Origin of the sequence: [Bacteroides] pectinophilus, from assembly GCA_025146925.1 — a bacterium.
GTDB lineage: Bacteria > Bacillota > Clostridia > Lachnospirales > Lachnospiraceae > Bacteroides_F > Bacteroides_F pectinophilus.
In genome coordinates, this window is sequence record CP102260.1 from 574,617 (window position 1) to 594,593 (window position 19,977).

Genomic DNA, 19,977 nt, shown 5'->3' on the forward strand with positions numbered 1-19,977 from the left:
CATGAATACACAGATAGAATATGTCAGACCGGATGAGATAGAAAAGCGCAGCTTTGAGATTATAGGCAGAGAGCTTGAGCAGCGTGGAATAGTCCTTGATGCGGTGCAGGAGCCGGTGACGAAAAGGGTTATTCACACGACAGCGGATTTTGATTATGCGGATACTCTTGTATATTCGGAAAATGCAGTCGAAAAGGCAAGAAATCTCATAAAGAACGGCGCACACATAGTTACTGATACCAACATGGCAAAGGCGGGAATTAACAAGAAACGCCTTGCCGGATATGGAGGAGAGGTACATTGCTTTATGGCGGATGAAGATGTGGCGGCGGAGGCAAAAAGCCGCGGGGTTACCAGAGCAACGGTAAGTATGGAGCGGGCAGCAGCCCTTCACAGACCGGTGATATTTGCAATCGGCAACGCACCTACGGCGCTCATAAGTCTTCATGAGATGATGCAGGAGGGAGTATTCACGCCTGCTTTCATAATCGGTGTTCCTGTAGGCTTTGTTAATGTGGAGGCAGCCAAGGAGCTTATCATACAGAGTGATGTCCCGCATATCGTGAACCGTGGGCGTAAGGGAGGAAGTAATGTTGCAGCGGCGATATGTAATGCGCTGGTGTATGGTATACACTATTAGGAGACACAATGAAGATATATATAGATTTTGATGATGTAATATGTGAGACAGCTCTTTATTTCACGAAGATTGCCGGGGAAATGTTCGGAATTGATGTACCTTACCGGCAGGTTCAGTTTTTTAATCTTCAGAAATCATTTAACTTAAGTGACGGGCAGTATGATGAATTGATGAAGGCAGGGCATATTCCTGACAATCTGCTAAGTTATGAGGAGACCACGGGAGCGTCAGAGACAATTAATAAGTGGGTGGATGAAGGGCATGAGGTCTTTGTGATTACGGGAAGACCTTTCGATGCATACAAACCGTCAAGGCAGTGGCTTGATGAGCACAATCTTGAGCGTATTCCGCTTTATTGCGTGGACAAATACGGACGTGAAATGTTCAAACAGGATTATACATACAATATGACACTGGAACAGCTTTACAGCATGACATTTGATTTTGCGGTGGAGGATTCACCTGCTGCCTTTGAACATGTTATGCACTTTGACAAATGTAAGGTAGCGGTTTTTGACCGGCCGTGGAACAGGCAGGCAGAGCTGCCTGATGACAGGTTTGTAAGATGCAGTGGCTGGCAGGAGATAGACAGGCTGCTTGAAGAGGTACAATCATGACTGAATGGGAGAAAGCTCAGAACGGATATCTGTATGATGCCAATTATGATAAGGAAATTATAGAGGCAAGAACGAGATGTGCCGATCTGTGTTATGAATTTAATAACTGCAGACCGTCAGATATCGCAAAGCAGCAGGAACTGCTGCAACAGATTATAGGAAACATAAAAGGAACACCTGTTATTACGGCACCGTTCTATTGTGATTACGGAGTTAATGTTTCGATAGGCGAAAACTTTTATACAAATCATAATGTTACCATACTTGACTGCACAAAGGTAACTTTCGGAGACAATGTATTTATTGCTCCTAATTGTGTGTTTTCTACAGCGGGGCATGCGATAGACAGTGAGCAGAGAAACCGCGGACTGGAAATCGCCCTGCCTATTACGGTAGGAGACAATGTCTGGATTGGAACCAATGTATCCGTATTGCCGGGCGTGACTATAGGAAGCAATACGATTATAGGCGCGGGAAGTGTTGTGAATAAAGATATCCCGGATGGTGTGATTGCAGCCGGCAACCCATGTAAGGTAATCCGTAAAATAACGGAGGCTGATAAGAAGAAATATCCGGTATTTGAGGAATAATTCATTAGAAATTTATCAGGAGGTATTATATGAAGTACGCAGGTATGCCAATGGCAATGTGGATTATATTCAGCAAATCCTTTAAAAGAAATCTTACGGATGTTCTTAAGTATGATGAGCAGGAAAGCAGAAGGATAACGGCTGAGGCAAAGAAAAAGTACAGAGCAGTCATAGAGAAGCTGCCGGAGTTTGAAAAAGCGGACAGATTCAAGATGAATATAGTAAATTGTGCAATGCTGTCTGCATTTTTCCTGAACATGCCCAAGCTTCCTGATGTTGATTCTGCTACAGAGTATTATAAGAAGTCTATGATGACTGGGATGATGCAGTGGTTCTGCCGTATGAGCGGAAAGAAAAAATACTCAGAATCGGATATAAAGTCAATGAAAGACACAGCTAAGCTCAAGGCAGGCGACAGAAACCCATATTCATGGAACATGGAATTTTATGAGTACGAGGACGGAAGCGGATATGAGGCAAGATTTACAATGTGTGGAATATGTACACTTATGAAAGAGCTGGGACTTGAAGGGCTGATACCTGCAATGTGCCGCCTTGATTACACAATGAGCGAGGCGGGCGGTGTTACTGATTTTGTCAGGGAATACACGCTGGCGTCAGGTGGTCCGTATTGTGACTGCGGATATAAGAAGAAGGGTGCCGGACATCTTGCAGAACCCGATGAGGGAAGTGAAAAAGCTGCCATCAGGCATAAATGAGATTCCCTTGGAAATGTTTATCCCGGCGTTGGATTATCTCAAGTCAATAAAGAAAATCTTTGAGCAGACAGAGCGGGAAATCATTAAATGGCTTCAATAAATATATGGTCAGGAATAGTAACGGTATGAGATACGGATTTACAACCGGAAGCTGTGCGGCAGCAGCGGCAAAGGCTGCATGTTATATGCTGCTGACAGGAAGAAGGAAAGATACAATAAGCATACAGACACCCAGTGGAATAGTATTCAACGCACAGATAGAAGATATAGTGATGAACGAGAATTCAGTAAGCTGTGCAGTGATAAAAGACGGCGGTGATGACCCTGATATTACAACGGGCGTGCATGTCTGTGCCTCTGTGACGGCAGAAGCTTATGCAAAGCAGAGTGATGATAGCAGTAATGACAATGCCAGAGTAATAATTGACGGCGGAACCGGTGTGGGACGTGTGACAAGACCGGGACTTGACCAGCCGGTGGGGAATGCTGCAATCAACCATGTTCCGAGACAGATGATTGCAGACGGGGTTGCCGAGGTTATGGATATATGCGATTACAAAGGTGTTATCAGAGTTGAGATTTCCGTACCTGAGGGACGCGAGGCTGCGGCAAAAACATTTAATCCGAGACTTGGGATTGAGGGCGGAATATCAATTCTCGGGACCAGTGGCATTGTGGAACCGATGAGTACAAAAGCGCTGCTTGATACAATCCGTGTCGAACTCAGGCAGAAACGTGCACTTGGATTTACTTCGGCTGCGGTAACACCCGGCAATTACGGAAAGGATTTCCTTAAGAATACATATGGATATGATATTGACAGAAGCGTAAAATGCAGTAATTACATCGGAGACACGATAGATATGGCAGCAGAGCTTGGATTTGATTCGATAATTCTTACCGGTCACATTGGCAAGCTTATTAAGGTGGCAGGCGGAATTATGAATACCCACTCCAAAGAAGGTGACTGCAGAATGGAACTTCTTGCGGCAGCCGCAATAAGGGCAGGGGCTGACAGTAATACGGCATTGCATATACTTGATGCGGTTACAACAGAGGATGCACTTGATATAATTTCCAATGCTTCAGACGGGCATAATAGTCTTCTTGAAGCAACAATGGCATGTGTTCTCGATAAGGTCATGCAGAATCTGACAAGACGTGCCGGAGACAGGCTGCATATTGAGTGCATGATATATTCCAACAGTTATGGTATGCTTGCAAAAAGCCCGCAGGCAGAAGATATGCTAAAAAACAATATATAGCAGGATGTCAGCCGGCATCCTGTTTTTTTCTGACTGTACGTCCGAAATAGCATATTGACCATGCTGCACTCATACCGACAGCAATGCCGAGCGCAAAATAAAATGTATCGCGTCCATACATGAGCGCCATCTGACTGTTGCCTTCAACAATGCTGCTCATGCAATAGAACAGAGTACTTCCCGGAACAAGAGGAATTATTGAAGTTACAAAAAATGATGTTGATGTCTCCTTACAGACTCTTGCAAGAATCTCAGCGTATATATCAACGATAAAGCCGGCAGCAAGTGAAGGAAGAAAAACTCCTTCCCATATGCCTGCAAAGAACACGTATGCAAGCCATCCAATCATTCCGCCAATGCCAACAAGTCCAAGGTATCTCTTCCTTATATGAAAAAGCAGGCCAAATCCTATAGAACCGGCAACGGCCGTTATAAGCTGAATAAAAAGCTGTGTTTTAATCATAAAATTAATCTCCGTTTGCTATATATATCTGAACAGGCATATCGCCCCTATGAAGCCAAGTGCCAGAACTGCGGCGAGAAGCATGGCTTCTATGAAGCGCATGACGCCTGATATAGTGTCGCCAATCAGAATATCACGTATGGCATGTGTAGACATAAGTCCAGGAATAAGGAGCATTATGTCGCCTATCATAATCTTATCCATATGCAATGACGGAAATAGCAATTTCATTGCACAAATGAAGCATCCGGTAATAAATGAGACAACGAACTGGAAAGTCACACCATTCATGCATACAGGACGCAGCCATATCTGCGCGGCCCAGATTATGACTGCGGCTATGGCGGCAACGATTCCGTCGGTGATATTGCCTCCGTAGAATATTGCAAAGCTGAATGCCGCAAGTATACTTCCGGCAAGCTGGCCGATAACAGATGGCTTTTTTCTGTTTATAATATCTATTTCGTTCCGTAATTCATCCACCGTCATAGGATTCGCACAGAATCGGCGGCTGAGGTCATTGAGCTTTTCAAGCTTTGCAAAATCATTACCGCCTGCAGAGCGGATCCGTCTTGTCTGTGTCCTTGCATTGCTGTCCGGAAGCTCCATAGTTATGACAATACTGGATGTTATTACAAATACGTTCATCTGTGCTGCTCCGCACGCATATCCCATCCGGTTGATAGTATCTTCAACACGGAAAATCTCAGCACCACTGCAAAGAAGTGCTTCGCCAATATCAAGAAATGCGTGCAGATAGCTTGTCGCATCTGGATGCATGACTCAATCCTCCTGAAATTATTATTATTCATATAATACCACATTCATTGACAATGAATCGTTCCGGCTTAAAAAATTTATTGATTATTTATAGCTGCAAAGTAATTACAGTTAATCTCCGGCTTTATTGTGCATAGGATATACATATGGCATATGTTAAATATTAGGTGTTAAATATTAGGCTTTCTTGCGGTTGACATCATCAATAATGCCGCTTATAATTTTATATTACGAGTGGCTTTTTACATAAAATTTTTACATATTAATTATATGTAAGGTTCAGATTCAGAATATGGAGACAGAGATGAACATTTCAATAGATGGATATAATATCTGCTACAGAATTACCGGAGATGGTCCGGAAACAGTTGTTATGCTGCAGGGCTGGGGGACAGAGCTTGCGGTGTATGATTCGGTTGCAGCAATATTTGCGGGAGATAACAGATACAGGTTTGTACAGTTTGATTTCCCGGGCTTTGGCGGAAGTGATGAGCCGAAGGAGGGCTGGAATGTAGATGCATATGCGGATTTCTTCTGCAAGCTTATGCAGAAGCTTGGTATAGCAAAAGCAACGCTTATAGGTCATTCATATGGCGGAAGAGTCATAATAAAGCTGGCTTCAAGAGACAGCATACCATTTGAGATAGACAGAATCGTACTGATAGACAGTGCGGGAATTGTGCCTGAGAAGACAGCAATCCAGAAGCTTAAGATAAAGAGATATAAGTTCCTTAAGAAGTTCCTTAATTATAAGCTTATACATGCGCTGTTTCCGGAGATAATAGATGACTGGAATTCAAGGCAGGGCTCTGCCGATTACCGCAATGCAACACCGGTTATGCGTAAGTGCCTTGTTATGGCAGTTAATGAAGATCTAAGAGAGCTTATGCCGAAGATTAAGCAGGAGACTCTGCTTATATGGGGAGACAGGGATACGGCAACACCGATTGGCGATGCTAAGATAATGGAAGAAAAGATTCCGCACGCAGGACTTGTTGTTCTTGAAGGAACAGGACATTTTTCATTCCTTGAGAAACCGGCGGTATTCAGAAATGTAATGAAGAATTACTTTCAGATTGTGTAGAATGGAGTAGATAATGATAATCAGAACTATTATAACGATACTGCTTGCAATCCCGGCATTCTGTCTTACGCTGCGCTATAATATGCATATGTTCCAGCTTAACGGATATAAGAATGGTGAGCATGTCAACTGGCTTAAGAAGAACATAAGGATGCAGTGGGTGCTGATATATGGAATAATACTCGGAATAGTAAGGCTTGTACTGCCGTATACGGCAGTTGATGTGCTTGTGTATCTGTCACTTCTTCTCATAATAATTGTATACAGGGCAATGAAGCGCATGACAACTAAGAAGAAGCTTGTATACACGCCGAGAGTCAAGCGCATGATTACAACCAATGTGCTTGTGACATTTATAATAATCATACTTACTGTGGTATTGGGAGGCGGAAGCTTTACAGACAGGATAAGACCTCTTGACGGAGTACTGATGCTTCTTGTGTCAGTACAGTTCTTTATGAACATAGTATGTAACATAATCAATCATCCGGTAGAAGCTGCGATTAACAGATATTATATTAACGATGCCAGGAGAAAGCTTGAATCGGTTGAAGGCATTAAGGTTATCGGAGTTACGGGAAGCTACGGCAAGACGAGTGTTAAGTTCTATCTCCAGACACTTCTGCAGGAGAAGTACAATGTGCTTGTTACACCTGAGAGCTTCAACACTCCTATGGGCGTTGTGAGAACAATAAGAGGTTCGCTCAGATCAACACATGAGATATTCATATGTGAGATGGGTGCAAGGCATGTAGGGGATATCAAAGAGATCTGTGATATTGTACATCCTGACTATGGCATTATTACTTCAATAGGGCCGCAGCATCTTGAGACATTTTTCAATATGGAGAATATCAAGAATACAAAGTTTGAGCTTGCGGATGCACTTCCTGATGACGGAATCCTGTTCCTTAACGGGGATAACGAATATATTCAGGATAAGGCAAAGGATTATAAAAACAAGGTATTCTATTTCGCACAGGGAAGCGGCAACGGATACTGTGCAAGTGATATAGCAGTTTCACAGCTTGGAACGGAATTTACAATGACAGCTCCGGACGGAACAACAGAGAACTTCCAGATGCGTCTTATCGGTGCGCATAACGTGATTAATGTTGCCGGTGCGATTGCAGCTGCCAACACACTCGGAATACCGCTGTCAGATCTTAAGATTCCTGTCAGAAGAATCCAGCCGGTACCTCACAGAATGCAGATGAGAGAGCACGGACAGGTAACGATAATAGATGATGCATATAACTCTAACCCGGTTGGTTCCAAGGCAGCGGTAGAGACACTTGCAATGTTTGACGGAATAAGAATTCTTATAACACCGGGGATGGTAGAGCTTGGTGATAAGGAAAAAGAGTACAATTACAAATTCGGTACTTATGCGGCAGACTGTTGTGATTATATACTTCTGGTCGGCAAAAAGCATACAGAGCCAATCAAAGAAGGCGTATTAAGCAAAGGCTTCACACCGCAGAAGTGCCAGTCATTCGACAAGCTTGAAGAAGCACTGTCATATGCATATGCAATCAAAGGCCAGGGACACAGGTACATCCTGCTTGAGAATGACCTTCCTGACAATTATTAATATATGGAGGATGTAATAATGAAGACAAGAGTAGCAATGATGTTTGGCGGCAAGAGCGTTGAGCATGAGGTCTCTGTAATATCGGGAATTCAGGCATATATGAGCATGGATACTGACAAGTATGATGTTATACCGGTCTATATGACTAAGAATAACGAGATGTATATCGGTGATTCAATAGGTGATATTGAGTCATATAAGAATATTGATGAGCTTCTTAAGAAGTCGCAGCGTGTCATAATGATCAATGAGGACGGCAGGGTAAAGCTTGTACAGTATCCTGTGAAGAAGCTTGGTAAGAATGTTGAAGTTGGAATTGATGTGGCATTCCCTGTAGTTCACGGAACAAATGTTGAAGACGGAGGCTTCCAGGGATATCTTAAGACGATGGGAATTCCGTTTGTAGGCTGTGACGTTACTGCTTCGGCAATCGGCATGGACAAATACATAACAAAGCTTGTTCTTAAGGAAAGCAATGTACCTGTCCTCGATGCACGCCTGTACACACTGTCGGATTATGCTGATATGGAAAGCATGATGAATGACATTGAAAATGTATTCGGCTATCCTGTAATAGTCAAGCCGGTCAACCTCGGCTCAAGTGTAGGTATCAGTGTAGCCAAGAGCCGTGTTGAACTTGCCAATTCTGTTGATGATGCGTTCAGATATGCAACAAAGGTTCTCGTTGAGCATGCAATTACGAACTTAAGAGAGATTAACTGTTCAGTTCTCGGTGATGAGAATGATGCAATTGCATCTGAGTGTGAGGAACCTCTTCACACAAAGGATATCTTAAGCTACGAGGACAAATATGTAAGCAATGCCAAGGGAAGCGGTTCTAAGGGCATGGCAAGCGTATCCCGCAGGATTCCTGCTGAGCTTACACCTGAAAAGAGAGAAGAGGTAAGAGAGCTTGCGGTTAGGTCATTCAAGGCCCTCGGCTGCAATGGTGTATCAAGAATCGACTTTATGATCGATGCTGATACAGATAAGCTGTATTTTAATGAGATTAATACAATACCGGGTTCACTTGCATTCTACCTGTGGGAGCCTGTGGGAGTTCCATACAAGGAGCTGCTTGACCGTATGATACAGCTTGCTCTTAAGAGAGAACGTACAGAGGAAAGTCTTACATTTACATTTGATACTAATATACTTAATCAGGCAAGCTTCGGTGGTTCTAAGGGAAGCAAGATGTAAGCAACCGGCATATTAATATAAGATATGCAGTAATACACAATGATATATGAATTGTAATGAGCGGCTGTTAGCCCGGTGTTAATTATGGGCGCAACAGCCGCTTTTTACGCATGTGCAACCACCGGTTGACAAATTGTAAGTGCTGGTATATGGCATGTAACCGGAAAAAATGATATTGTATTTGTAACAGATAGATGCATACTAACTGAAAAATATCCCGGCACATAGTGCCTGTGTAATGGAGGATTATTATGATATTGGCAGATAAGATTATAAACCTGCGTAAGAAAAACGGGTGGTCGCAGGAAGAACTGGCTGAGAGACTCGGAGTGAGCCGCCAGTCTGTTTCCAAATATGAGGGAGCGCAGTCTGTCCCTGATCTGGATAAGATATTAAAGCTCAGTGAGATATTCGGTGTAACAACAGACTATCTTATTAAGGATGATATCGAAGAAGAGCAGTATTCGGAGTATACGGGGTACAAAGCTGATGAAGTAATACTGGGGGATAAAGTCCCGTCAGCCGGAAGCACGGGAAGCAAAGAAGAGCAGGGAGCCGGAACAACAGACAGGACGGAAGGTACTGAAGCAGAGAAAAACAGAGAGGCTGTAAGGCGTAAAGTAAGTATGGAGGACGCCAACAATTACCTTAGTCTTACAAGGCAGACCGCACCGGCTATAGGTCTTGGAGTAATGATGTGCATAATATCTCCTGTTGTTCTTATGATACTTGCATCTGCAAATGATATGCAGATTGGCGGAATAAGTGAAAATATGGCTGCCGGAGTGGGAGTGTGTGTATTGATTTTGCTTGTAGCGTCTGCGGTCGGAATCTTTATTATGAACGGAATGAAACTTGAACAGTATGAGTTCATAAAAAGTGAAGAGATTGAGACCGAATATGGCGTTACCGGAATGGTAAAAGATTATAAGAGCAAGATTCACGATGGATATGTAAGGGATATGATTGTCGGAACGGTGCTTTGTATATGCTCGGTAATACCGATGTTTATGGTGATTGCCGTGAATGAGGAAGATGATTTTATGATAATATGCTCAGTCTGTATGCTTCTTGTAATTGTGGCAGTCGGTGTATTTTTCTTCGTAAAAGGCGGAATGCAGATGTCTGCTGTCAATCAGCTGCTTGAAGAAGGTGATTATACAAGAAGTGCTAAAAGGATTGACAGAAAGACATCAACATCCACAACCGTATACTGGCTTGTTGCAACAGCAATATATCTGTGTATAAGCTTTGTAACCAACAGATGGGACAGAAGCTGGATAATATGGCCGGTAGCAGGCGTATTATTCCCGGCCTATCATGCAGTTGCGGCCTATATTGTTAATAAAAACGAATAATAGAGCAGTGTATCAGCGGGTTACCTCAAAAGGATTATTATCCTCCTTCTCAAATGCAAGAAGTCCGAGGATTGAGTTACCGACCATGTCCGATACAGCCTGTTCTGTATAGAATGCCATATGAGGTGAAAGTATTACATTAGGGAATGAGTTAAGGATTGCACGGTCATGGTTATCCATTATGGCGTATTCATGGTCGAGATAATAAAGGCCTGTCTCATTCTCAAATGTATCAAGAGCGGCAAAACCGACTTTTCCGCTTTCTATGGCGCTTATAAGTGCTGCAGTATCAATAAGTGAACCACGGGCGGCGTTAACGATGATAACGCCGTCTTTCATTTTGCCAAATGCTGAGGAATCAAGCATATGATGATTCCCGGCAGCACCCGGGGCATGAAGTGTTATGATGTCAGATTCAGCATATATTCTGTCAAGATCAGCATATTCTGCAATACCATCAAGAGACTTCTTAGGATATGGGTCATAAGCAAGAATCCTGCATCCGAATCCGGCAAGATGGCGTATTACGGTTTCTCCGATCTTACCTGTTCCGATTACGCCTACTGTAGATGTGGATAACTCTTTTCCCATCTTGCCTTTCAGTGTAAAATTCTGTTCTTCTGCGTGACGCATTATAAATGGTATATTGCGGCATGCCATAAGCATAAGCATTATCGTATAATTGGCAACGCTGTTAGGTGAGTAAGTTACATGCGCGCCACGCATACCAAGCCTGTGCATATATTCAAGATCCATATGTTCATAGCCGATGCTTCTTGTTGAGATGTATCTGACACCGTGTCTGTAGAATTCATCAAGAAGTTCAGGGTACATTGTGTTGGTTATTATTGATATTGCTTCGCAGCCGTCTGCAAGATGTGCATTCTCAAGCGAAGGATATTCTTCTGTATAATCGTAATCAAAAGAATACTGTTCGTGGAATTTTCTCACAAAAATAAGCTCATCGTAGCTCCTTAGTGCATAAAAAAATATTTTCATAGCCGGTCTCCATTCCTGCGCCGCATTCTGCGCATATGCTCTCTCCTGATATTATTATGTTCATATTCATATCGGCTAATAATAGCACTGAAAAGAAAAATATGCAATATTTGCAAAAAATTCCACTATAAGTGGCATTATTTGTAAATTCTTAATATTTACAAATAAGTATAAGGGATTTAAAATAAATAAGTAAAAAGTAATAATTAAAGCATAGCCTGTAGGTAATATGTAACAGATTTATGGCTTGGGAGATATATATGAAGATAGCTTATGGAATATTGGTCATGGCAGAGATTATTCTTCTGGGGATATGTTCGGTGCAGGCATTCAGAAGAAAAGGGATACTTGCCAGGGCAACATTTGCATATGAACTGAGTTCATTTATATGTGGAATAGTATTTGCGGCATATATATTTGTGCCGGGCAACATGGCAAAGACATTATGTGCGGGACTTACATATGCAATATTTGACTGGATTATTATAGCACTTATGTATTATTCACAGCATTACACAGGATTGTTCAGGGGCGTACGTCCTGTCAAGATATTAATGTATGTGTATTCGGCATTTGATACGGTTATGATGATTTCCAATGCGTGGACACATAAAGTGTTTTATATTGATAATATATCAGCGGATTCTGTCAATGTAGTGATTGGTCAGGCGAGCCTGGTATACAAGGCACATTTTATATATATATACATTGGCATTATTGTAATAATGCTGGCGTATCTTATGATGATAATTAAATCATCAAGATTCTACAGATTCAGGTATGAGATGATACTGCTGGTTCTTGCGGTATCATTTACACTTGATATAGTGACAATCGGGAACAATTCAATATATGATTTGTCAACTCCGGTATTTAGCTTTATGGCAATACTTATATATTATCTTACATTCAAGTATGTACCTAATGAAGTTATCGAGAATATGCTTTCGCTGATAATTAAAGATATGAACGATGGAATTGTGTGCTTTGATAACCGCGGCAGATGTATATACAGCAATGATGTTGCGGATATGATGTATACATCGGACGGATTACATGGCAGCAAGTCACATGAAGATTTTGAAGCTGAATACAGGGAGTGGCTTGAAAAACACCGGGATACACGCAGGGATTACATGAAGTATGATATTCCGGTTACTAATGCGGCAGGCTCCAAGTTCTACGAGATAGAGTACAAGAGAATTAACGATGAGAAGAACAATCACATATGTGATTATTTTATCGTGAATGATATATCTGAGGTGATTGCAAAGCTTGAGAGAGAAAAGTATAAAGCATCACATGACAGTCTGACGGGACTGCTCAACAGGGAACAGTTCTACGAAGAGACCCGGAAGATTCTGCGCAATAATCCGGATCGGAAGTATAGCATTATATGCAGCAATATACGTGATTTTAAGTTCATTAATGAGCTGTTTGGAATTGAAAAAGGCAACAAGGTGCTTATAAGACAGAGCGAGCTTATGAAGGAGTATCAGCATAACGGGGATTTGTGCGCAAGGATGCAGAATGACAGATTTGCAATGCTTGTTCCGTCTGATCACAAGATAGAAGAGCATATAATATCATGTATAAATCTTATGCAGGAAGAATTCAAAAGCAGTTTATTCAGGCTGCATATATTCGCAGGAATTTATGAGATTGATGATACAGACGAGCCTGTAAGCATTATGTGCGATAAGGCTAATATTGCAAGTGAGACAATCAAGAACAGCTATCAGAAGTATTTTGCATATTACAATAATGAGCTTCTTGAGCGTTCTATAGAAGAAAGGCGCATAATCGGAGAGTTTGAGAAGGCAATTGACAATAATGAGTTTGTTATGTTCCTTCAGCCTCAGGTTGACTGCAAGGGCATGGCATATGGTGCTGAAGCACTTGTAAGATGGCAGCATCCTGAGAGAGGTCTTCTTTCACCGGCAGTATTTATAGATGTTCTTGAAAAAGCAGGACTTATATATAAGCTCGACAGATATATGTGGGAGAAGGCAGCTGAGAAGCTTGGAGAGTGGAAGAGAGAAGGCCATGACCGGTATCACATATCAGTTAATATCTCTACCAAGGATTTTTATCTTATTGATGTATATGAGACATTTACAGGGCTTGTAGACAAATATAATATTAATCCGGACAAGCTTAAGCTGGAGATAACAGAAACGGCGCTTATGGCAGATTTTAAGAAGAACATGGAGATAATAAGGCGCCTCCAGAATTATGGCTTCAAGATTGAGATTGATGATTTTGGAAGCGGTTATTCGTCACTTAACATGCTTAAGGATATAAGTGCGGATGTCCTCAAGATTGACATGGGATTTTTGCGTGCTTCGGAGAATGAGCTCAAAGGCAGGGATATCCTTGAGAGCATAGTCAGCCTTGCGGGAAAGCTTGGAATGGAAGTAATAACAGAAGGCGTTGAGAAGGAATCACAGGTCAATATGCTTAAGGATATGGGCTGCAATATGTTCCAGGGATATTTCTTCTCAAAGCCTGTGCAGATAAAAGAATTTGAAGACAGATATCTCATATAAATAATCATATTTTGAACATTATATCAATGAAAAATTCATTGGCGGTATTGCGGAATCTTGCAGTGCCGCCATATTTTTGTGCAGTAGCAATGATAGACGCCAGACCAATGCCGCACTGGCCGGAAGAGGACAATGTATCCGCTTTTGTTGAATGGTATATCCCATCATAAAATTCAGTATTGCCGTCAAAATTGTTGGTTGATACGATGTATAGCTCATCTCCGTGCATTATGCTGACGGACATGTTGTGGTAGCGTGGACTGTCAGCGACATTGCTGCATGCATCGGATACATTTTCAAGAAGATTACCAAGCATACCGCACAGCTCAGTATCTGATATTGAAAGATTACCGGGAAGCTCAATCCGCCAGTTGAGCGCAATATTGTTATTGGACATAATATCTGAATAGTAATTCAGGAGTGCATTTACACAGACATTGCTGCAGTATGCCGTAGTATCGTTGTGTGGAATATTATCTGTATAGTCTTTAATATAATCGCTGAGTGCATCATAATTGGCTGTCTGCACAAGGTTCCTGATTACGGCAATGGACTGCCGGAAATCATGGCGCATCCGCGAACTTTCGTTAATATATTTCTGCTGCTTGAGATATTGCAGCTGCTGCATCTCCAGAAGACGCATGCGTTCACGCTCCTGGGAATTACGGAACATATCCATGGCAATAACATAGAAACTGGCATAGAATATAGTCAGCAGTATCAGAAAAATAATCAGTATGAAAATGTAAACTTCAAATATTCTGTTGGTGTAGAGAGTTGCATAATAATGAGGACGTATTTCTATGTTAATCAGCGTGAATATAACCGGAATGGGAATTATAGCAGCCCATGTCATGGGATTGGAGATAATGTCCATAAGACGCCCTATGTATTTGTATACAAACCATCCTGCTATAAGCAGACAGATAACACTGAGCAGAAACTGCGAGCCTGTTGCAATAATGCAGCTTGAGTACAGTGTATCATCGTGGTGGACTAACGCATCGATTGCAAGTGAAAAGTCAGCCGGAAATGACATAAGCGCGGCGGACAAAAGAAATATGGCAAGGCTTTGTGCCGGCGATGTACAAAGCGTATAATCATACAAAAAGAACAGAACTACAATTACCGGAAGCATTATGTAATTAGGGTCGCTTTCCAGCAGGACTGTCCAGCTTTTTGGCATTGCGTATGGTTATTGGAAGAAATGTATTATTGGAGAGGTTACAGCAGTCCTTTGAAAAACCTGTTATGTAGTCCATGTTGCAGAGAATGCCGCGGCTTAACTGCAAAAAACGTTCATCTGACATAAGAGGTTTTGTAAGCGCGGTAAAGTAGATATATGGCTGATAAATATTATTGCAGCAGTCACATATAATCGTATAATGACGGTCTGCCTTTATGAATATTATATCTTTGTAATCAAGGCGTACAGTTACATTGTCTGACGTAAAATTTATATATGCTTCATTATGCGGAATCAGCCTGAACGCATCGTCCAGACAGCAATACATACGCTCTCTGGATATAGGCTTTTCAATGTAGTGGGAGGCGTGTACATTGAATGCATCTTTCATATGGTCAGGACTTGATGTAAGAAAGATCAGAATGACACGGTTGTCAGAGCGTCTCATTAAGGAAGCAGTATCCGTACCGTTCATTCCGATCATATATATATCCATAAAAACTATATCATAGCTGTAAGGAACAAATGCAGCAATAAAAGCTTCGCCACTGTCAAAGCAGCAGATATCGGCAATGGTATCAGTGCTGCGGCAGTAATCGTATATAATCTCTTTAAGTTCCTGCTGCATTGCAGGAATATCATCAACAATTGCAAAACGCATAAAAGTCCCTTATTCCTTTCAAATCCCAAAATGTAATGGTATTTGCAATAATTATACAATAAAATGTGTCATATTAAAGTTATTTGTTTTGTGAAACATGCCTGTCTTGACAAACTCATGACAGTGTGTTTTAATTTTATACGGTTAGGCAAGACTAATAAAAGTAATCAACAACAAACTATACTGCAAGACGGGAGAATGAAGTGAATAAAAAAACTAAAGCAATTACAAAATCTCAAGCATTTTACTGTACGATGCTTTTTTTTCTTATAGCTGGGTTAGTTGCAACTATCCTGATAGCGGTTTCGCTTGGACCTGTGAATATAAGCATTGGAGATACATACAGAATTATTATCGGCAGGCTTACCGGAAAGAATGGACTGTATGCAAATGCAGGCAAAGCAACGATAGCAATTGTCTGGAATATGAGATTTCCCAGAGTACTTCTTGGAATAATAAGCGGAGCAGGTCTTGCAATATGCGGATGTGTGATGCAGGCAACGGTTAATAATCCGATATCGGAGCCGTATATACTTGGTGTCTCTTCCGGTGCAACCTTCGGTGCAACACTCTTAATCGTTATGGGGCTTGGAACAATTGTATCAGGAGGAGCCTTCATTGGTGCCGTAATTGCAACGGTTATGGTGCTTGGAATAGCAGGAAGACACGGTAGCATGACGACAACAAGGCTTATACTTGCGGGTACGGTTGTGAATGCGCTGTTTACTGCATTTTCCAATTTTATAATATCGGTCGGAGCCAATGCTGACAGCATAATGACAATAAAGTTCTGGACAATGGGTTCGCTTGCCAATGCGGGCTGGAAGAATATAGGACTGCCGGCGGTGGTTGTCATTGCGGTGACACTGTTTTTTCTCACGCAATACCGTGTGCTTAACACGATGATGCTTGGAGATGAGACAGCGGTAACGCTGGGAATTAATCTGAGCTTTTACAGGAAAGTATATATGGCGCTTATCGCGGTAGTTACAGGCGTGCTTGTTGCAAACTGCGGGATAATCGGTTTTGTCGGACTGATAATACCGCATATTTCAAGGGCATTTGCAGGAACCAACCACAAGAGACTTATGCCGGTTGTGATACTTACGGGAGCAATATTCCTTACATGGGCTGATGTGCTTGCAAGAATACTTGTCAAAAATGCTGAGATGCCTATCGGGATATTCACGGCACTTGTAGGTGCGCCGTTCTTCATTTACATAGTTACAAAAAAAGATTATGGCAGGGAATAGACATGGAACTTAGATGTGAGGATATTGAATACAGCATAGCGGGTAATAGAATACTTAAAGGAATCACAATGGGAGTAAGCAATAATGAGTTCCATACGATTCTCGGACCTAACGGGTGCGGTAAGACAACGCTGCTCAAGACCGTTTACAGGATTGTAAAGCCGGAGACGGGGACCGTATATCTTGACGGCAGGCCGCAGAAGGACATAAGCATAAGGCAGAGCGCACAGCAGATGGCGGTTGTTGCACAGTTTAACAATCTTAACTTTGACTGTTCTGTGCTTGATGTGGTGATGCTCGGAAGAACGCCGCATCTTAAGATGATGGAGCAGGAGAAGGCGCAGGATTATGAGATAGCATATGATGCACTAAGAAAGGTTGGTATGTATGACAAAAAGGACAGGTCATATCTGTCGCTGTCCGGAGGTGAGAAACAGAGAGTGGTGCTTGCGAGGGCAATAACACAGCAGCCAACGCTTCTTTTGCTTGATGAACCGACCAACCATCTTGATATAAAGTATCAGCTTGAAATATTAAGAATCGTTAAGGAGCTTAATATAAATGTGCTCGCAGTGCTTCATGATATCCAGCTTGCATGCAGATTCTCAGATTATATATATCTTGTCAGGGATGGCAGGATACGGCATCAGGGAACGCCTGAGCAGGCAATCACAAAAGAGAATATGAAAGAAATATATGATGTGGACTGCGAGGTCCTCAATCAGGGCAATAACCATATACTGATACAGTATACCTGATACAGTATATCTTCAATAGTACAGTGGCAATAGGTCAAAAAGCCATTCATGGCTGCATGATAAGGCTTTTGATATATAAAAAGGAGAATCACGGAAAAAGGAGAACTAAGGAATGAAAAAATTCACATCACTTGTGCTTATAGCAGCACTTACAACAACACTTGCTGCGTCACTCACAGCGTGTGGCAGTACACAGAATCAGTCACAGCAGAGCAGTCAGGCAGAGGCTGCACAGCAGACATCAGTGACACAGTATCCGGTCACAATTACAACCTACGATGCATCGGGCAGGGAGATTACACAGACTTTTGACAAGGCACCTGAGAGAATCGTAACCAATAACCTCTCTGCGACAGAGACACTTATAGAGCTTGGCCTCGGAGATAAGATTGTCGGAATGATGAATCCTGACAATACAATAACATCAAAGTACAAGGACAGTATTGAGAAGATTAATAAGCTTGGAGATAAGAAGAGCATTTCCAAGGAGATAATCCTTTCGGCAGCTCCCGATATAGTAGTCGGGCGTGCAGCAATGTTCTCTGAGAAATCACTCGGTGCGTATACAGACTGGAATAATAACGGCATCAACGTATATGCGCAGGGAGCAAGCGTAACTGCCGGTAATGTTGAACTTACAAGTGTAATTCAGGATGTTAAGAATCTTGGAATAATATTCAATGTGCAGGATAAGGCCAATGCATATGCGGACGAGCTTCAGAAGAAGTATGACGCAGCAGTTGCCAAGGCAGGCAGCAGCTCATCAGACAAAAAGAATGCACTTGTAATGTGTGCATTTGACGGCAATACATTCGGTGCATATAAGTCAGCACTTCAGGAAAGCCTTCTCAACAAGCTTGGCTATACTAATGCGGCAACAGGTACTTCAGGGCTTTCACTAGAGGTTCTCGTAACAATGAATCCTGAGCTTATAATCTACGTTACAAGTGACCGTAATGCCAAGAATGATGCAGATGCAGTAAATAAGCTTCTCGCAGCGGATGCAGTTTCAGATGTACCTGCAATTAAGAATAAAAAGATAGTAACTATAGGCTATGATGAATTCATGGATTACGGACCTGCAATATTTGATGCTTTGACAACAGTTGCAGATGCCGTAAGCGCAAAGTAATATATGAGAGAGTTAAATATATCCGGCATCAGAGTAATTATCCGGGTGCCGGATAATTATTCGGACAAAAACATTTACAATGCAGTATTTATCAATGACGGGGATGTAATCTGCAATAACGGCTTTAAAGATTTCATGTATCCGGGCTGTATACTTATCGGTCTTGTGCCGGAAAACAGGCTGGATGAATACACACCATGGCAAGAGAGGGCAATAAGAAAGGGAGCAGCGGACTTCGGCGGAAGATGTGATGAGTATTACACTAAGCTCACACAGCAGATAGTGCCGTGGGCAGCCGGTGAATACAACATTAACAGAGATACGCTTGCTTACGGCGGATATTCACTTGGCGGGCTTGCAGCAGTGTACAGCCTGTTCAGGGATGATACATTTGCTAATATTTTCTCAGTGTGCGGCTCCTTCTGGTATCCCGGCTTTACGGAATACATAAGCAGCACGCCGGTTGTCAATGGGAACGCTTATGTAAGGCTCATAAATGGTGAAAATGAGGGCAGCAGACATGGAAACATCCTCGAAGAGGCACCGGTGCGGGCTCATTATGTCCATGAGTATCTGTCACTTATTATGAATGTGTGCGGCAGCTTTGATGAATACGGACACCATGAGCATCACACAGAAAGAATAAAGTGTGCTCTTGAGGATGTGTTAAAACATATCGACGCAAATGATTCAGGCAATACTATTTTGTAGTTTTTACAACATTAAGCGGCATCATAAGATGGTCTATAAGTACTTTGTAAGCATCATTACCGTTGCCGTTTTTAAGATACTCATAATACTTTGCATGTTCGTCCATTGTGCCGGTAACACGGCCTTCTACAGCAAGGGCGGACTGCGAAGTAAGTCTTATAAGATACATCAGCCTCTGAAAAATGTTATTAACTTCTTCATTCTTTATGTATTGGACAAGAAGCAGATGGAACTGATGGTCATAGTCTATAAATGATTCATAATTATCATCTTCTTCGACAGCATGTCTCTGCAGATCAAGTATATTTCCAAGCTCGCGTATAGTCTTCTGGCCTCGTGCGGTATTAACATCCGCAGCCAGACATTGCGTACAGAAGCCTTCTATAGCACATCTTATCTGTATTGTTTCCTTCATATA

At 42.1% G+C, this 19,977-nt stretch carries 20 protein-coding genes; 14 read left to right on the top strand and 6 right to left on the bottom strand.

The annotated features are described in order from the left end of the window. Position 1 precedes the first annotated feature (1 nt). The 5 genes from NQ488_02670 to cbiD all read left to right on the top strand — a co-directional run bounded on the left by NQ488_02670 (position 2) and on the right by cbiD (position 3,831). A complete protein-coding gene (locus tag NQ488_02670) occupies positions 2 to 640 on the top strand; it encodes a precorrin-8X methylmutase (protein ID UWN96232.1) in 639 nt (212 codons plus the stop codon). Positions 641 to 648: 8 nt separating this feature from the next. Beyond that, positions 649 to 1,257 (top strand): 2-dehydropantoate 2-reductase, encoded by a 609-nt coding sequence (locus tag NQ488_02675; protein ID UWN96233.1) that lies wholly within the window; start codon positions 649 to 651, stop codon positions 1,255 to 1,257. Next, positions 1,254 to 1,847: a sugar O-acetyltransferase gene (locus NQ488_02680; GenBank protein ID UWN96234.1), complete on the top strand. Its 594-nt coding sequence runs from the start codon at positions 1,254 to 1,256 to the stop codon at positions 1,845 to 1,847. Before NQ488_02675 ends, NQ488_02680 begins: the two co-directional genes overlap by 4 nt. 29 nt (positions 1,848 to 1,876) lie before the next feature. Then, entirely contained in the window at positions 1,877 to 2,566 is a 690-nt protein-coding gene (locus NQ488_02685) for an L-2-amino-thiazoline-4-carboxylic acid hydrolase (protein ID UWN96235.1), read from the top strand. Between the two features lie 125 nt (positions 2,567 to 2,691). Next, on the top strand, positions 2,692 to 3,831 hold the full coding sequence (gene cbiD, locus NQ488_02690; GenBank protein ID UWN96236.1) for a cobalt-precorrin-5B (C(1))-methyltransferase CbiD: 1,140 nt from the start codon (positions 2,692 to 2,694) through the stop codon (positions 3,829 to 3,831). A 7-nt stretch (positions 3,832 to 3,838) separates the two neighbouring features. On the opposite strand, the gene NQ488_02695 is transcribed toward cbiD, so the two are convergent. Then, positions 3,839 to 4,294 carry a threonine/serine exporter family protein gene (locus NQ488_02695; protein ID UWN96237.1) on the bottom strand — a complete coding sequence of 152 codons (456 nt, stop codon included), beginning with the start codon at positions 4,292 to 4,294 and terminating at the stop codon, positions 3,839 to 3,841. Between the two features lie 18 nt (positions 4,295 to 4,312). Beyond that, positions 4,313 to 5,074, bottom strand: a complete 762-nt coding sequence (locus NQ488_02700) for a threonine/serine exporter family protein (protein ID UWN96238.1) — start codon at positions 5,072 to 5,074, stop codon at positions 4,313 to 4,315. 304 nt (positions 5,075 to 5,378) lie between these two features. Between NQ488_02700 and NQ488_02705 the strand changes: the two genes are divergently transcribed. The 4 genes from NQ488_02705 (at position 5,379) to NQ488_02720 (ending at position 10,310) form a co-directional block, all read left to right on the top strand. Further along, a complete protein-coding gene (locus NQ488_02705; protein UWN96239.1) occupies positions 5,379 to 6,158 on the top strand; it encodes an alpha/beta hydrolase in 780 nt (259 codons plus the stop codon). Positions 6,159 to 6,171: 13 nt separating this feature from the next. Then, a complete protein-coding gene (locus NQ488_02710) occupies positions 6,172 to 7,752 on the top strand; it encodes a UDP-N-acetylmuramoyl-tripeptide--D-alanyl-D-alanine ligase (GenBank protein ID UWN96240.1) in 1,581 nt (526 codons plus the stop codon). Between the two features lie 18 nt (positions 7,753 to 7,770). After that, the gene (locus tag NQ488_02715; GenBank protein UWN96241.1) at positions 7,771 to 8,952 is read left to right on the top strand and encodes a D-alanine--D-alanine ligase; all 1,182 of its coding nucleotides are present in this window, start codon (positions 7,771 to 7,773) and stop codon (positions 8,950 to 8,952) included. 251 nt (positions 8,953 to 9,203) lie between these two features. Then, positions 9,204 to 10,310, top strand: a complete 1,107-nt coding sequence (locus NQ488_02720; GenBank protein UWN96242.1) for a helix-turn-helix domain-containing protein — start codon at positions 9,204 to 9,206, stop codon at positions 10,308 to 10,310. Positions 10,311 to 10,322: 12 nt separating this feature from the next. Here the strand turns inward: NQ488_02720 and NQ488_02725 are convergent, their stop codons facing one another. Further along, the gene (locus tag NQ488_02725; GenBank protein ID UWN96243.1) at positions 10,323 to 11,309 is read right to left on the bottom strand and encodes a D-isomer specific 2-hydroxyacid dehydrogenase family protein; all 987 of its coding nucleotides are present in this window, start codon (positions 11,307 to 11,309) and stop codon (positions 10,323 to 10,325) included. Positions 11,310 to 11,569: 260 nt separating this feature from the next. Here NQ488_02725 and NQ488_02730 point away from each other — a divergent pair, with 260 nt between their 5' ends. Next, positions 11,570 to 13,858, top strand: a complete 2,289-nt coding sequence (locus NQ488_02730) for an EAL domain-containing protein (GenBank protein UWN96244.1) — start codon at positions 11,570 to 11,572, stop codon at positions 13,856 to 13,858. Positions 13,859 to 13,862: 4 nt separating this feature from the next. Here the strand turns inward: NQ488_02730 and NQ488_02735 are convergent, their stop codons facing one another. After that, positions 13,863 to 15,044, bottom strand: a complete 1,182-nt coding sequence (locus tag NQ488_02735; GenBank protein ID UWN96245.1) for a GHKL domain-containing protein — start codon at positions 15,042 to 15,044, stop codon at positions 13,863 to 13,865. Continuing rightward, on the bottom strand, positions 15,004 to 15,705 hold the full coding sequence (locus tag NQ488_02740) for a LytTR family DNA-binding domain-containing protein (protein ID UWN96246.1): 702 nt from the start codon (positions 15,703 to 15,705) through the stop codon (positions 15,004 to 15,006). The genes NQ488_02735 and NQ488_02740 overlap by 41 nt, the downstream gene beginning before the upstream one ends. Positions 15,706 to 15,908: 203 nt before the next feature. On the opposite strand from NQ488_02740, the gene NQ488_02745 reads away from it, so the two are divergent. The 4 genes from NQ488_02745 to NQ488_02760 all read left to right on the top strand — a co-directional run bounded on the left by NQ488_02745 (position 15,909) and on the right by NQ488_02760 (position 19,559). Further along, positions 15,909 to 16,958, top strand: a complete 1,050-nt coding sequence (locus NQ488_02745; protein UWN96247.1) for an iron ABC transporter permease — start codon at positions 15,909 to 15,911, stop codon at positions 16,956 to 16,958. A gap of 2 nt (positions 16,959 to 16,960) precedes the next feature. Beyond that, complete coding sequence (locus NQ488_02750) at positions 16,961 to 17,716, top strand: ABC transporter ATP-binding protein (GenBank protein ID UWN96248.1); 756 nt, start codon at positions 16,961 to 16,963, stop codon at positions 17,714 to 17,716. A 112-nt stretch (positions 17,717 to 17,828) separates the two neighbouring features. Then, positions 17,829 to 18,848 carry an ABC transporter substrate-binding protein gene (locus NQ488_02755; protein UWN96249.1) on the top strand — a complete coding sequence of 340 codons (1,020 nt, stop codon included), beginning with the start codon at positions 17,829 to 17,831 and terminating at the stop codon, positions 18,846 to 18,848. Positions 18,849 to 18,851: 3 nt separating this feature from the next. Continuing rightward, a complete protein-coding gene (locus NQ488_02760) occupies positions 18,852 to 19,559 on the top strand; it encodes an alpha/beta hydrolase-fold protein (protein ID UWN96250.1) in 708 nt (235 codons plus the stop codon). Here NQ488_02760 and NQ488_02765 read toward each other — a convergent pair. Continuing rightward, positions 19,549 to 19,974 (bottom strand): FCD domain-containing protein, encoded by a 426-nt coding sequence (locus NQ488_02765; GenBank protein UWN96251.1) that lies wholly within the window; start codon positions 19,972 to 19,974, stop codon positions 19,549 to 19,551. The two genes, NQ488_02760 and NQ488_02765, sit on opposite strands and share 11 nt — an antisense overlap. Positions 19,975 to 19,977 lie beyond the last annotated feature (3 nt).